We start from the raw sequence: 428 nt of genomic DNA on the forward strand, positions 1-428 counted from the left end.
GGCATGCGGATGTCGATCACGGCCAGGTCGGGGCGGTGTTCCAGGACGGCGCCCACGAGCGCGGGCGCGTCGGCGGCGCGCGCGACGATGTCGTGGCCGGCGTCCGCGAGCAGCCGCGCCAGGCCCTCCCGGAACAGGGCGGAGTCCTCGCCGATCACGATACGCATGGCAGCACCGCCCGGACGGTCGTCCCTCGGCCGGGGCCGCTGGTGATGTGCAGGACGCCACCGAGGGCGGCGACCCGGTCCTTGAGTCCCGCGAGTCCTGATCCCCGGTGGGGGTCGGCGCCGCCGCGCCCGTCGTCCTCGACGCTCACGTGCAGCTTTCCGTCGCCGTCAGCGCCGACGACGACCCCGATGCTCGTGGCCTCGGCGTGCTTGACGGCGTTGGCGACGGCCTCGCTGGCGACGTAGTACGCGGTGGTGGCG

Annotated in this window: 1 protein-coding gene; it reads right to left on the reverse strand. The window is 74.8% G+C overall.

Annotated elements, in window-relative coordinates; all coding sequences use genetic code 11:
- Positions 1-154: 154 nt before the first annotated feature.
- The coding region (locus TN53_RS42525; RefSeq protein WP_046264272.1) for a sensor histidine kinase at positions 155-428 on the reverse strand (274 nt) is incomplete at its 5' end.

The organism is Streptomyces sp. WM6386, assembly GCF_000972385.1.
Taxonomy (GTDB): Bacteria; Actinomycetota; Actinomycetes; order Streptomycetales; family Streptomycetaceae; genus Streptomyces.